Below are 14,645 nucleotides of genomic sequence, written 5' to 3' on the forward strand. Positions count from 1 at the left end.
GGTGCCGGCCTCACCCAGACCGCCCCTCTCCCCGCCGGGGAGAGGGGGGACGCCTAGTTGTGAGAGGGCGGAGCCGAGCCGGGCGCATTTTCTCAAGATAACCACCACCCGTAGGAGCCAGCTCTGCTGGCGAAACGTTGGCAGAACCTGTTCGCAAGCCGGCCCACTCAACAAAGGCAGGCCAGATTTCGTGGGACAAACCGTCCGCCCATCCCCCCTTCCGCCTACTCCTCCTCCCCCTGCCGACGCGGCCATACCAGGCTGAACTGCGCGCCGCCGAGGTCGCTGCGGCCGATCAGGGCGCGGCCGCCGTGCCAGTAGATGATCCGCCGCACGATGGAAAGCCCCAGCCCATGCCCACCGGAGGCCCGGGTGCGGCTGTCGTCCAGGCGCAGGAAGGGGCTGAAGATGCGCTCCCACGCCTCCTCCGGTACGCCCGGCCCGTCGTCTTCCACGTCCAGGCGGCAACGCCGTTGGCCAATCCGGTAGCTCACCCGCACCCGCGACTCGGCGTGGCGCATCGCGTTGGTCACCAGGTTCTGCAAGGCCCGGTGCAGGTAACGCGGCTCCGCCTCGACCCAGGCCCCGCCCTCCGGCGCATCCTGCGACGGCCCCTGCTCCACCCGCACGCTGGCACGCAGCGGCGCCAGCTCGGCGATCACCTGATCGAGCAGCGCATGCAGATCGACCTGCTGGAAGTTCAGCGCCGGCGAGCCCTGCTCCAGGCGCGCATAGACCAACATCTCGTCCACCAGCCGGTCGAGGTCCTGGATGTCGCTGTCCATGCCCTCCATGTACTTCTGCCGCGCCTTCTCCGTCTCGGCGTCGGCGATCATCTCCAGGCCGAAGCGCAGCCGCGCCACCGGCGTGCGCAACTCGTGGGACACCGCGCGGACCATCTCGCGCTGCACCGAGAGAAGCTGCTGCAGGTGCTCGGCCATGTGGTTGAAAGCCGCCGCCAGCCGCCCCACCGAATCCGCCCCGCTGGCCGGCACGCGCGCCTCCAGGCTGCCGCCGGCGATACGCGTGGCGGCGCTCTCCAGATCGGACAGACGACGCTCCAGGCGCCGCACCAGCAGGTAGACGATCAGCCCGATCAGGCTCAGGCCGAGCACGCCGATCAGCACCAGCAACTGCGGCGGGTAGGGATTCATCTGGTACAGCGGGCCGATTTCCAGCACCCAGGGCGTGTCGACGATGCCGGCGAAGACACGGATCGCATCGCCGCCCTTGTCCAGCGCCATCACCGTGTCGCCCTCGTCGATGCGGCGGCGCTGGTCCTGATCGAGATCGGCCTTATCCAGCGTCACCAGATGCAGCTCGAAGCCGAACTGCTTGGCCGCCTTCAGGTCGGCCAGCCGCGTGGGCTGCTCATCGACGGGGAAGCGCACCAACTCGTCGATCAACAGATAGATGGTGGCGCGGGCCAACTGCTCGCTGATCTGCTGCACCGAACCCACCAGCAGCAGGCCCTCGGCCTGGCTGACCAACGCGTAGACCTTGGCTGCATGCGGCCCGGTCTGCTCCACCAGAATCTGCCCCCGGAACAGCCGGGCGCGGGCACCGCTGTCGATGCCCTCCTCAGCCAGCGGCCGGACCTCCAGCGGAATGCCCAGCAAGCGTCCCCAGAGCGCCGTGGCCCGGCGTCGCTCCACGGCATTCATCGGCGCCAGATTGTCGGCCATCAGGCGGAAGGTCCCACGCGCCAGGCTCTCGCGGTACTGGTCCGAACGCACCTCGTTGACCAGATGCAGCGCGCCGACACCCAGCAACGCCACCAGCACCAGGGCGGCCAGCATGCCGCCGTAGATGCGCAGGAAGATGGAGTTCACAGCACCGCCGCTTCGCCGACGAACAGATAGCCCTTACTGCGCACCGTCTTGATCAGACGGGGATGCATCGGGTCGTCACCGATTTTCGGGCGGATGCGAGAAATGCGCACGTCGATGGAACGGTCTTGGCCGTCGTACTCGATTCCGCGCAGAGAATTGAAGATTTCCTCTCGGGAGAGAATGCGCCCGGCATTGGACGCCAGCAGCCAGAGCAGATCGAACTCGGCACTGGTCAGCTCGATGCTGCGCTCGGCCAGCCAGGCTTCGCGCATGGCGTTGTCGATCACCAGCGGGCCGAAGGTCAGGCGGCGCTGCGCGCCCTCGCCGGCCGACTCCGACGGCCCCTCGCTGCGCCGCAACAGGGCCCGGATGCGCGCCAGCAGCACACGCGGACGCACCGGCTTGCACACGTAGTCATCGGCGCCCATTTCCAGGCCGAGCACCTGGTCCATATCGTCGGTGCGCGCGGTGAGCATCAGGATCGGCCCGTCGTAGCCGTCGCGCACCTTGCGGCAGATGCTCAGGCCATCCTCGCCGGGCAGCATCAGGTCGAGCACCACCAGGTCCGGCTGCTCGCGCACGATGCGTTCGGCAGCCTTGGCGCCATCGGCCTCAATGGCCACCTTCAAGCCGTTGCTTTCGAGATATTCCCGCGTCAGCTCGGCCAGACGGCGGTCATCTTCGACGATCAGGATTTGCCAGCCTTCATGCTCCACCGCTGTCTCCCCATCAGGACTGCAAAGCGGCGGGCATTGTAGCAATGAGCGGGGCGCGGAGCCCGCCCGACGTTCGCCGGCCTCCTCCATTTTAGGAGAGCCGACGCTACTTCCAATGCCTCCTGCCTCCCTATAAATCGTGACAAACCGCACAAAGCACAGCCCATGCCAACAGGCAATCCCAAACACTATATGTAGTGGTAGCCTCTTGCAGCTGCGACATCCGCGCACGGGGCCGTCATCAGGACGTCAAACCACGACGAATGGCCAAGCCCAGCCACCACGCGGCCTCCACGGAGTTACCCCAAAAAGACCCACAATTCACCCACAAGATATCCACAGGCCCGCGTTGTGCCCTCACCTTGCAATACCCCGGATAGCGCATTATCTTGTATCGCTATTGCGATAGACCCCTACATCTTGGGTCTCACCTTAAAAAGAAGCACTAGACTGGATTCACACGAAAGGCCCCATGAAAAGGGCCTTTCGGCATATAAAGTGCAGCACATTTTCAACCCCGACGGCCCGCGTGCGCCGTCTCCGAGCCGGATGGCGCCGTGAGCGCCGGGCAGCCGGAAAGTGCATAGCCCGAAACAGGGCATACCACTAGGGGTAGTGGTCGCGAAGATGGTTTTCGCGGCCCGACGCTGGAGCCAGGAAGGCACTTGCGGTCCGTGCCTTCGCTCCACGTCGACGATTTGCATGCCCGGTCGGAGTACCGGCATGAGTCGTTTTGACCAAGGGAATGACGGCCGGCACGCCAGTGCCTCCGATACATAAATTAGAAACGTGGAGAACCCCATGCAGACAGACACTACTCGCGAGAACCCGCAGGCCATCGCGCCGCAGGCGGCCGATTCCAATCTGGATCTGGCGGCCACGGCACCGGGCCAGCTGCGCGTGATCAAGCGTAACGGCACCGTGGTGCCGTACACCGACGACAAGATCACCGTCGCCATCACCAAGGCGTTCCTCGCAGTAGAAGGCGGCACCGCCGCCGCCTCGTCGCGCATCCACGACACCGTGCGCCGCCTGACCGAGCAGGTCACCGCCACCTTCAAGCGCCGCATGCCCTCCGGCGGCACCATCCACATCGAAGAAATCCAGGACCAGGTCGAACTGGCCCTGATGCGCGCCGGCGAGCAGAAAGTCGCCCGCGACTACGTGCTCTACCGCGAAGCCCGCGCCCAAGAGCGCAAGCGCGGCAGCGCCGAGCAGCCGGCCCAGCCGCACCCGAGCATCCGCGTCACCCGTGCCGACGGCAGCCTGGTCGCCCTCGACCTGGGCCGCCTGCAGACCATCATCCGCGAAGCCTGCGAAGGCCTCGCCGAAGTGGACGGCGCGCTGATCGAACGCGAAACCCTGAAGAACCTCTACGACGGCGTCGCCGAGAAGGACGTCAACACCGCCCTGGTGATGACCGCCCGCACCCTGGTCGAGCGCGAGCCGAACTACTCCTACGTCACCGCCCGCCTGCTGATGGACACCCTGCGCGCCGAAGCGCTGGGCTTCCTCGGCATCGCCGAAGCCGCCACCCACCACGAAATGGCCGACCTCTACGCCAAGGCTCTGCCGGCCTACGTGGAAAAAGGCGTCGAGTTCGAGCTGATCGACCCGAAACTCAAGGAATACGACCTGGCCAAACTGGGCGCCGCGCTGAACCACGAGCGCGACCAGCAGTTCACCTACCTCGGCCTGCAGACCCTCTACGACCGCTACTTCCTGCACAAGGACGGCATCCGCTTCGAGCTGCCGCAGGTCTTCTTCATGCGCGTCGCCATGGGCCTGGCCATCGAAGAGCCGCAGAAGAACGAGCGCGCCATCGAGTTCTACAACCTGCTGTCGTCCTTCGACTACATGGCCTCCACCCCAACCCTGTTCAACGCCGGCACCCTGCGCCCGCAGCTCTCCAGCTGCTACCTGACCACCGTGCCGGACGACCTCTCGGGTATCTACAACGCCATCCACGACAACGCCATGCTGTCCAAATTCGCCGGCGGCCTGGGCAACGACTGGACCCCGGTGCGCGCGCTGGGCTCCTACATCAAGGGCACCAACGGCAAATCCCAGGGCGTCGTGCCCTTCCTGAAAGTGGTCAACGACACCGCCGTCGCCGTCAACCAGGGTGGCAAGCGCAAGGGCGCTGTCTGCGCCTACCTGGAAACCTGGCACCTGGACATCGAGGAATTCCTCGAACTGCGCAAGAACACCGGTGACGACCGCCGCCGCACCCACGACATGAACACCGCGAACTGGATTCCGGACCTGTTCATGAAGCGCGTGTTCGACGACGGCCAGTGGACCCTCTTCTCCCCGTCCGACGTGCCGGACCTGCACGACCTCACCGGCCGCGCCTTCGAAGAGCGCTACGAGTACTACGAAGAGCTGACCAAGTACGGCAAGATCAAGCTGTTCAAGACCATCGCCGCCAAAGACCTGTGGCGCAAGATGCTCTCCATGCTGTTCGAGACCGGCCACCCCTGGCTGACCTTCAAGGACCCGTGCAACCTGCGCAGCCCGCAGCAGCACGTAGGCGTGGTGCACAGCTCCAACCTCTGCACCGAGATCACCCTGAACACCAACAAGGACGAGATCGCCGTCTGCAACCTGGGCTCGATCAACCTGGTCAACCACATCGTCGACGGCAAGCTCGACGTCGAGAAGCTCGGCCGCACCGTGAAGACCGCCGTGCGCATGCTCGACAACGTCATCGACATCAACTACTACAGCGTGCCGCAGGCGCGTAACTCCAACCTCAAGCACCGTCCGGTCGGCCTCGGCCTGATGGGCTTCCAGGATGCCCTGTACCTGCAGCACATCGCCTATGGCTCCGACGCGGCCATTGAGTTCGCCGACAAGTCCATGGAAGCCATCAGCTACTACGCCATCCAGGCCTCCTGCGACCTGGCCGACGAGCGCGGCAGCTACTCCACCTTCGACGGCTCCCTGTGGTCCAAGGGCATCCTGCCGCTGGACTCCCAGCAAATCCTCATCGAAGCGCGCGGCCAGAAGTACATCGACGTCGACCTGTCCGAGTCGCTGGACTGGGCCCCGCTGCGCGAGCGCGTGAAGAAAGGCATCCGCAACTCCAACATCATGGCCATCGCCCCGACCGCGACCATCTCCAACATCATTGGCGTGTCGCAGTCCATCGAGCCGACCTACCAGAACCTCTACGTGAAGTCGAACCTCTCCGGCGAGTTCACCGTGATCAACCCCTACCTCGTCCGCGACCTCAAGAACCGCGGCCTGTGGGACCCGGTCATGGTCAACGACCTGAAGTACTACGACGGCTCCGTGCAGCAGATCGAGCGCATCCCGCAAGACCTGAAAGACCTGTATGCCACCGCCTTCGAAGTGGAGACCCGCTGGATCGTCGAAGCCGCCAGCCGCCGCCAGAAGTGGATCGACCAGGCCCAGTCACTGAACCTCTACATCGCCGGCGCCTCGGGCAAGAAGCTGGACGTGACCTACCGCATGGCGTGGTTCCGTGGCCTCAAGACCACCTACTACCTCCGTGCCCTGGCCGCCACCAGCACCGAGAAGTCCACCATCAACACCGGCAAGCTCAACGCCGTGTCCTCGGCCATCGACGAAACCCTGCAAGCCGCCCCGGCCGCCGAACCCGCCCCGGCCCCGGTACCCAAGGCCTGCAGCATCGACAACCCGGACTGCGAGGCGTGCCAGTAAGAGCAGCGGCAAGCTTTAAGCGGTAAGCCACAAGCAATGCGCCGTAACCGCCGCGCCCGACGCGGCATCCCCTCTCCCCCCTGGGGAGAGGGCCAGGGTGAGGGGACGGACCAAAAACCACCTCTAAAACCCAAAGCCGTACACGCAACACCGCCGCGCCCAGCGCGGCATCCCCTCGCCCCTCTGGGGAGAGGGTTAGGGTGAGGGGGCGGACCAAAAACCACCTCAAAAAACCAAAGCCGTACACGCAACACCGCCGCGCCCCAGCGCGGCATCCCCTCGCCCCTCTGGGGAGAGGGCTAGGGTGAGGGGGCGGACCAAAGCCCAACACAAAGACCTCACCCCACACAGAACTCCGCCTTTGCGTGCACAAACCCAAAGGCAACCGCAACAGTCCGACCGGCAACGCACCGGTCACCGACCAGGAGGAACCCACATGCTGAGCTGGGACGAATTCGACAAACCCGAAGAAGGCACCGCCGCCAAGCCGGCCGCTGCGCAAGCCACCGCCGAACTGAGCATCGAAAAACTCGACAGCGTTGGCGATGCCGCCGCCCATGAAGCCCGCGCCGTGGCCGCCGACGACTCCGACGCCGTGGCCCGCGCCAAGGCCGCACTGAACGAACTCGACGTACAGGAAGGCCTGGAAGACCTCGAAGGCGCCGCCGCCCGCGTACGCGTCGACGAAAAGCGCATGATCAACTGCCGCGCCGACCTCAACCAACTCGTCCCCTTCAAGTACGACTGGGCCTGGCAGAAATACCTGGATGGCTGCGCCAACCACTGGATGCCCCAGGAAGTGAACATGAACGCCGACATTGCCCTGTGGAAGAGCAAGGACGGCCTCACCGAAGACGAACGCCGCATCGTCAAGCGCAACCTCGGCTTCTTCTCCACCGCCGACTCCCTGGTCGCCAACAACCTGGTGCTGGCCGTCTACCGCCTCATCACCAACCCCGAGTGCCGCCAGTACATCCTGCGCCAGGCCTTCGAAGAAGCCATCCACACCCATGCCTACCAGTACTGCATCGAGTCCCTGGGCATGGACGAAGGCGAAATCTTCAACATGTACCACGAGATTCCCTCAGTCGCTAAGAAAGCCTCCTGGGGCCTCAAGTACACCCGCTCGATCTCCGACCCGAACTTCAACACCGGCACCGTCGAGACCGACAAGGAATTCCTGCGCAACCTCATCGCCTACTACTGCGTGCTGGAAGGCATCTTCTTCTACTGCGGCTTCACCCAGATCCTCTCCATGGGCCGCCGCAACAAAATGACCGGCACCGCCGAACAGTTCCAGTACATCCTCCGCGACGAGTCCATGCACCTGAACTTCGGCATCGACGTGATCAACCAGATCAAGATCGAAAACCCGCACCTGTGGGACGCCGCCATGAAGGACGAAGCGACCCAGATGATCCTCCAGGGCACCCAACTGGAAATCGAATACGCCCGCGACACCATGCCCCGCGGCGTACTCGGTATGAACGCCGCGATGATGGAGGACTACCTCAAATTCATCGCCAACCGCCGCCTGACCCAGATCGGCCTGAAAGAAGAATACCCGGGCACCACCAACCCGTTCCCGTGGATGAGCGAAATCATGGACCTGAAGAAGGAGAAGAACTTCTTCGAGACGCGGGTGATTGAGTATCAGACGGGTGGGGCGTTGAGCTGGGATTGATAGTCGCCTCATCCCACTAGAGGGGCGCAAGGAAGCGTTTCTCGGCTTCGAAATTACTCGGAGCCAAAAACAAGAAACCCACGGAGGCCCTCCTACAGGCCACCGTGGGTCTTGACCGTGCTGGTGAACAAAGCCCACCTGTACGGGCCGCGACTGACGTGAGGCATCAATCGCTTCGGCATTTAGGCAAATGCGCCGGGTGATTATGGTCAACGAACGGGCGGTGTCAACGGCTTCGGATGAGAGGTATTCGCCATGAGCGGAGCTCCCACCCCGCCGCCCGGCTTTAAGGCAGTGTTTTGCATGTCCTTTAAGCATTGGCGGAGCGGCAAAGAGGTGCGAAGAAAAGACGGAAAACCGTTTTGCTTCTTCGTAAAGCTGTAGCCCCTTTGGGGGGTAGCTAACGCTACCCCCCAACACCCGCCCTTAGAAAGAGGCCATTAGCCATGATCGATTTGATAACGAACGCTATCCGCAATCAACAAGTACTTTCCTTCACATACGATAGCCTGCCACGTATCGTTGAACCGCATGCCTTGGGAATCTCAAGAGCAGGGAATAATGTTCTTCGTTGTTATCAAACTCAAGGAAGGCATATAACCCCCGGCCATGACTGGGATTTGTGTGAGGTCGCCAAAATGAAAGATCTCCAGCTCACCGGAAATTGCTTTAATGGACCTCGTCCAGGTTACAAGCGCGGCGACAAGCACATGGCTCAAATCTTTGCCGAACTGTAACCTAGCAAACGAAGCACTCAAGGCGGAGACACTCTTCATCGTTCCCACACTCCGCGTGGGAATCCTACTGGGACGCTCCGCCCTCTCACTGAGTTCAAGGAAGAACTCATAGACCGTAGTCGCTACCTCACCGAATCGGGAGGCATAAAATGGCAGCTGCAGATAAATTCAAACAACCAGTAATTACTACTTTGGCCAAGCGCGCAGCAAACCGCTGCTCAAACCCAGAATGCGGTGCTATAACCAGTGGTCCGACAGACAACCCAGATGAGTCAATAAATATTGGTGAGGCAGCCCATATTTACGGTGCAAACCCTGGCTCAGCTCGCTATGATCCGAGCATGACAGGAGTAGAGCGCAGTGCCATTTCGAACGCTATTTGGTTATGCGGCAATTGCCACAAGCTAGTTGATGATGATCCGAACAAATATCCAGCCGGCCTTCTTTTTGAATGGCAACGTGAACATGAACGCCGCATCTCAGAGCAAGTTGAAAAATCTGGGAATGCATTAAGAGAACGCTATGAACAGCGCCATCTTGAAGAGTTTGGGCGCCTTAGCTATCTAGCCGAAAGACTTATACTCGAAAAAGGTGATTACTGGGAGTATCAGCTTACTGCTGAGGTCCTTCGTTACGAACTTGCACCCACAGTAAAACGGTGGACTGCACTTAAGCGGGGCCTCTACGTTAAACCAGTAATTCGTGTTGAAAACGAAAGCTTTATACATTGGCTTTCGGATCGAATGAATGAAATTCAAGGAATTACTCATGCTTTCAGCGAGCTAACCAACTCGGAACTTACCCGAGCATGGGGCGAGCCCGGAATACCTGGCAATGACATAAATATTGTTACGACATGTCGCTTATATGCAGAAATCTGCAATAGTACCCTTTCTTGGGAAGAGACGGTGCGTTTTGCCCGTACCAGCGAGGAATTTTCAAGCGTCCAAAATTTACTTATTGGAATTGCAGGCAAAATCATTGAAGAGTGCGCAAAAATACCTGAATTCCTCATTAATATGATTAATGAAAAGCCAACCACTGGACTTTTTCGCTTATCACTTTCCCTTACATTACCCGATGATTGGTCAGAAAAAATAAGCAAAGCAATGGAACAGGCACTATTCGCGACAAGATTTTCTTAGAGGAAATTGGACAATCGACCACAAACAAGGAAACCACATGGCAGAACAATCAAACTTCATAACCAGCACCACAGAAGCGATTAGAAGCATTCCCGATCTAATAGATGCAATACTTCAGGCCCTCAGCGAGCCATATGGCTGGATCACATTAACGGCCATAGCATTCTGGTTATTTTTTAACAGAAACTTATTGAAATTTTTCAGCAGCCACCTCAACCGAGAAAATAAACGTTTTGAATATATTTCCAGCTATCTAGAAAAGTCTGAACTAGCAAACAAACTTACCCTTGAGGCCATATGTGACGCGCGAGACGCACACTACTTCAATCAGGCAACCGGAATATTTGCTGAGCGGTCAAGGCGCGAATCTTTAATCCTATTTCATAAAAAACATTCTCACCACATAAACTGGACCCATATTAGACGCGCCTTACCCTACATAGAAACCAGTAACAAGCAGCTAATATCCATCAGAAAGATGAACGCCTCAGATATATTTGGATACTACTACAACCTAATAACTGGCTTTTTCTGCCTTCTCTTCAGTGCCGCCATATTTATTGCGTTCATTACAACTCAAAACCCAACACCAACTTCCCTGCTCTTTGTCTTTTTAGGAATAGTACTTTTATCAATGCTTGGATTATTCGTGCTCTCTCAGACATTTCCAGAGCAATCCGCAAAGAAAATAGAGAAGCTTTTATTCGAAGAATCACAGTGACAGGAATCAATCCATTACCTCTGATCGTTCCCACGCTCTGCGTGGGAACCCCGCCCGGGACGCTCCGTATCCCTATTCAAGAGTCTGGCGGCTTATCATCGCCTGAGTGGGAATAACAAACATCATAGCCGCTTATAAAAATCCCCACCAGAAAGAAACCTGACAATCCCAAACAGAACTACACCAATATGAAAAAAGAAAAACAAACCATCCCCCTCCCTAATGAAGAGAAATCCACCTCTAAAAACCAAACAAACCCAGAGAAGAGAGCCCCTTTAAAACTACTTACAATCCCGATCATAACCACACTTATAGGTTTCATTTCGTATTGGGCACCTTATGTTACGGGGCTAACCTACTATCAAACACTTCTTTCAGCCCAAAACATCCCATTCCACTTGTTCGAAAGACAATCAAGCGACTACTTTATCTATGCACATTATGCTTTTATAGAGGCATCATCCTCTTGGATAAGTCTTATTTTCAAAGACACCAAGATATTCCTCTTCATTATGGGTGCATTTGCCGCACTAGGGCTTGAGTTTTTTATTTTGAATTGGCTATCCAACTGCAAAAAATCCAAGCAGCTAGTAACAAAATTAGACTCAAACAACCTTCTCAGCATCCCTCTTGCCATACTTCTACTTGCTTTTCTTGCCGCATTCCTAATTACATTTTCCCCAGTTCTAATTTTAATAATATTAATCATCCCAGGAATTATCGGGGAATACGCAGCAGAGCAGACAGTTAAAGAAAACAAGGAAATCTATTCACAAGGATGCATTGAGAACAAAAAGGACTGGCACTGCACAGCAGTACTCGATAAGAACCAAGAGATATTCAGAGGCTTTTTAATTGCATCATCAAATGAAAGAATCGCATTGTTCCTGGATGGAAGAACAATCATTTTTCCGCTAGATGATAAGGTTCTGGTTTCCGTTCCGCCTCCAGACAATACACAGAGCACTTCCTCATTACCGGAAAATACTTCGCCGCAAAACTCGAAGACACAATAGGCTGGGTTTGATCGACCCCATCGTAATTGGATCGTGACGCGGAGCGTCACAGGCTGCATTCCCACTCAGAGCGTGGGAACGATCAAAAAGACAACGACTTTGAAATACATGATCTGCCATAACTTCTCATAACCACTCCAAGAGTGAACCTCTCATTATGAATCTACGCATTGCCACACTAACCCTCGGCCTCTGTCTCGCCCCCCTCATGCACGCAGCCGATTCCAAAGAAGATCAATCTCGATATCGGGGTGCGATCGCATGTATTGATCGGCTCTTCTTCGACGGAGGCTATCAAGAAGGGGATATTGAAAGAGAGAAACTTATCAATGAATTTCTTTCTCACTACCAACTTCCTGCATATGACGAAGCTATCTATACCCAGCGCAATGGTCCAGGCTCAGATATAGACATGCAGGCTTACATCGCTGGCTATGACTTATGCTCACAAGATGTGGATTATGTCGACGCCCTCGGCGAACGCTATGGATATCAAATACCTGAAGAGTAATTGATCGTTCCCACGCTCTGCGTGGAAACGCCGCCCGGGACGCTCCGCGTCCCGCCTGCCGACGCTGCCTCCTGTCTCACCAAGCCCCAAGCGTTACGCCGAAGCAGAAGAACCGATCACGCTGGCCCAGTGGATCGTGACGCGGAGCGTCACAGGCTGCATTCCCACGCAGAGCGTGGGAACGATCGAAATCAAACCGCCATTATCAACCGTGAGATAGGCAGCATTTCCAGGCATTCCCCTCCGGCAACTCGCTACGTTTCTTGACCGCCCCTGGCCCAATTCCTACCCTCCAGCCCCAGCGCCTAAGAAACGCTTCACATAGCGGTAATACTGCTCCCGAAAGCAGCGGTGTATCCCTTGAGGACATGGATATGCCTGTATTTCTTCATATCAACGCAAACGCTTCCCCCCTCCCGCCCTCTTCCTCCTCCACCCCTGAGGTGTGCCATGTCTGAAGAGGTGCTGGTCCCCACCGTTTTCACTCGCCACAAACGCCACCTGCGCGCCGTGCTGCTGGAGGACCAGTGCTGGTTCTGCGCCCGTGACCTTGGCCGGCTGATGGGCATACCGCTGTTGGAAGAGCGCGTGCACCGTAGCCTGGACGACGACCAGCACTGCCGCGCCTGGCTGCGCGACGGCCAGGGCGAGTACGGGGATGAGTTGTTGATCAGCGAGTCCGCCCTCTACGCCGCGCTCATTCACTACTACCACCCGGAAAACCGCTGCATCCGCCAATGGATCACCCAGGAGGTGGTCCCGGCCCTGCGCGACCAGCACCGGCAAGACCACCACCAACCCCGCCGCGAAACCCTCCACGGCCCGAGCCAGACGCTGACGGTGCTGCACTGGCAAGGCATGGTCTGGGTGCCGTACCGGCAGTGGCCCTCGCTGGAGCGGTAGGCATACCACCGATCGTTCCCATGCTCCGCGTGGGAATGCCGCCCGGGACGCTCCGCGTCCCCTTCACCCCGTTCAAGGAGGAACACATGGGTCGCAGCCGCTACCTCATCACCGAACCGGACCAGCCGCACTTCCTGACCTGCACGGTGATGGAGTGGCTGCCGCTGTTCACCCGCCCTGCCCTGGTCGACATCCTGCTCGATTGCTGGCGCTACCAGCGGGCTCACCAGGGCCTGCGCCTGTACGGCTATGTGGTGCTGGAAAACCACCTGCACTTCGTGGCCCAGGCGCCGGAGCTGGGCAAGCGGGTCAGCGCGTTCAAGTCCTATACGGCGCGGCGGATCATCGACTATCTGGAAAGCAACGGCGCCGAACGGCCGTTGCAGCGGCTGCGATTCGCCAAGCGCGCTCATAAGGTCGACCGGGTCTATCAGCTCTGGCAGGAGGGCTCGCATGCGGAGCTGGTGTGCAGCGAGGCGGTGATGCGGGAGAAGCTCGACTACATCCACCTCAACCCGGTGAAACGCGGCTATGTGGACCGGGCGGAACACTGGCGTTATTCCAGTGCCCGGAATTATGCCGGCGCGGAGGAGTTGATCGAGGTGGACAGGTGGGACTCGTGACGCGGAGCGTCATGGGCTACATTCCTACGCGGAGCGTGGGAACGATCATTCCGAAAAACCGAGAACTCATTCAAAGCAACATAAGCCATCACACAACAATTTCTATGAGAAAAACCTTAAAGTACTCATCCATCACACTACTAATACTGGCTCACCTAGCAACAACCGGCTGCCAGACAAATCACAATAAAGGCATCCACTCAACCCAATCGAGTCGAGAAGAACAATTAAACGAAGCAATACGTTTCTCTCAAGAACTGAGAAACTCTTTCATCCACCGCGCCTTCGATGCCAATATTGAACAACTCACAGGGAATATAGAAATCTCTTTCAGCCTTGACAAAAATAACAATTTGCTAAACTGCGAAACACGCCCAGGCAAAAATGACACGAGTAATCTCGAAGATTCCAGCAAAGAGCTTTCCATAAAAATGGCGCATCTCTGCTGGTCACTCGTCCCACCCGAAGTGCCCAAACGTAAACCAGAAAATGAAATAAGCAAATTTAAAATCAACCTAACCTTCACTCCTGACAACGACAATGGCGAGAAAATACTCATAGCCCAAAACATTCGGCAAAGGCAAAAGTACGCACAGAGCCAGTTTGCCTGGAACAATATATTCGCCGATCAGAAAATTGATAGCATAGGAAGTGCCATATTTAAAATAGAAACCAACACCTTTGGCAACCTATTGGATTGCAATGTTCGTCTCGACGCACACCCATTAAGAGAAAATGGATTCAAGCAGGACAAAGCCTTACGCAAAACTCTAAAAGAGCGGTGCATGCAACTTGACACCACTAAATTTCCGTTTCTAGCAAAAGACAGGGGTAATATCACCACGTTTGTGAGAGTTGAATATACCCCTTGGCGAAATTACTTATCCTCAAAAGCAGCAATCCAGATGGATCACCGGGGGTCGTGACGCAGAGCGTCACAGGGATGCATGCCCACGCGGAGCGTGGGAACGATCATGACGATCAGCGACCGCACTGCGCCTACAGGCACTTGGGCGTCGAATCCAGGCATTCTCCGAGCGGGCGTTGGGCCTATGGTGACGGGCCGT

Annotated in this window: 12 protein-coding genes; 10 read left to right on the forward strand and 2 right to left on the reverse strand. The window is 57.7% G+C overall.

Features of this window, described 5'->3' with window-relative positions:
- Positions 1–224: 224 nt before the first annotated feature.
- A complete protein-coding gene (locus tag PIN01S_RS14120; protein ID WP_084336324.1) occupies positions 225–1,832 on the reverse strand; it encodes an ATP-binding protein in 1,608 nt (535 codons plus the stop codon).
- Positions 1,829–2,548, reverse strand: coding sequence for a response regulator (locus PIN01S_RS14125; RefSeq protein WP_084336325.1), 720 nt, complete (start codon positions 2,546–2,548; stop codon positions 1,829–1,831). Before PIN01S_RS14125 ends, PIN01S_RS14120 begins: the two co-directional genes overlap by 4 nt.
- An 801-nt stretch (positions 2,549–3,349) precedes the next feature.
- Between PIN01S_RS14125 and PIN01S_RS14130 the strand changes: the two genes are divergently transcribed.
- The 10 genes from PIN01S_RS14130 to PIN01S_RS26395 all read left to right on the forward strand — a co-directional run bounded on the left by PIN01S_RS14130 (position 3,350) and on the right by PIN01S_RS26395 (position 14,504).
- Positions 3,350–6,238, forward strand: coding sequence for a ribonucleoside-diphosphate reductase subunit alpha (locus PIN01S_RS14130; protein ID WP_084336326.1), 2,889 nt, complete (start codon positions 3,350–3,352; stop codon positions 6,236–6,238).
- Positions 6,239–6,674: 436 nt separating this feature from the next.
- Positions 6,675–7,922 (forward strand): ribonucleotide-diphosphate reductase subunit beta, encoded by a 1,248-nt coding sequence (locus tag PIN01S_RS14135; protein ID WP_084336327.1) that lies wholly within the window; start codon positions 6,675–6,677, stop codon positions 7,920–7,922.
- A gap of 446 nt (positions 7,923–8,368) precedes the next feature.
- Positions 8,369–8,659 carry a WYL domain-containing protein gene (locus PIN01S_RS14140; protein ID WP_084336328.1) on the forward strand — a complete coding sequence of 97 codons (291 nt, stop codon included), beginning with the start codon at positions 8,369–8,371 and terminating at the stop codon, positions 8,657–8,659.
- Between the two features lie 149 nt (positions 8,660–8,808).
- Complete coding sequence (locus tag PIN01S_RS14145) at positions 8,809–9,804, forward strand: HNH endonuclease (RefSeq protein WP_084336329.1); 996 nt, start codon at positions 8,809–8,811, stop codon at positions 9,802–9,804.
- Positions 9,805–9,841: 37 nt separating this feature from the next.
- Complete coding sequence (locus PIN01S_RS26380) at positions 9,842–10,525, forward strand: hypothetical protein (RefSeq protein ID WP_139198588.1); 684 nt, start codon at positions 9,842–9,844, stop codon at positions 10,523–10,525.
- 188 nt (positions 10,526–10,713) lie between these two features.
- Positions 10,714–11,541: a hypothetical protein gene (locus tag PIN01S_RS26385; protein WP_139198589.1), complete on the forward strand. Its 828-nt coding sequence runs from the start codon at positions 10,714–10,716 to the stop codon at positions 11,539–11,541.
- Positions 11,542–11,698: 157 nt separating this feature from the next.
- A complete protein-coding gene (locus tag PIN01S_RS26390; RefSeq protein ID WP_139198590.1) occupies positions 11,699–12,052 on the forward strand; it encodes a hypothetical protein in 354 nt (117 codons plus the stop codon).
- Between the two features lie 450 nt (positions 12,053–12,502).
- On the forward strand, positions 12,503–12,955 hold the full coding sequence (locus tag PIN01S_RS14150; protein WP_084336330.1) for a BRO-N domain-containing protein: 453 nt from the start codon (positions 12,503–12,505) through the stop codon (positions 12,953–12,955).
- A gap of 86 nt (positions 12,956–13,041) precedes the next feature.
- Positions 13,042–13,578 (forward strand): REP-associated tyrosine transposase, encoded by a 537-nt coding sequence (locus tag PIN01S_RS14155; protein ID WP_084336331.1) that lies wholly within the window; start codon positions 13,042–13,044, stop codon positions 13,576–13,578.
- Between the two features lie 11 nt (positions 13,579–13,589).
- The gene (locus PIN01S_RS26395) at positions 13,590–14,504 is read left to right on the forward strand and encodes a hypothetical protein (RefSeq protein ID WP_139198591.1); all 915 of its coding nucleotides are present in this window, start codon (positions 13,590–13,592) and stop codon (positions 14,502–14,504) included.
- The last annotated feature ends 141 nt before the right edge of the window (positions 14,505–14,645 follow it).

The sequence above is a fragment of the Pseudomonas indica NBRC 103045 genome, assembly GCF_002091635.1.
Lineage (GTDB): Bacteria > Pseudomonadota > Gammaproteobacteria > Pseudomonadales > Pseudomonadaceae > Pseudomonas_M > Pseudomonas_M indica.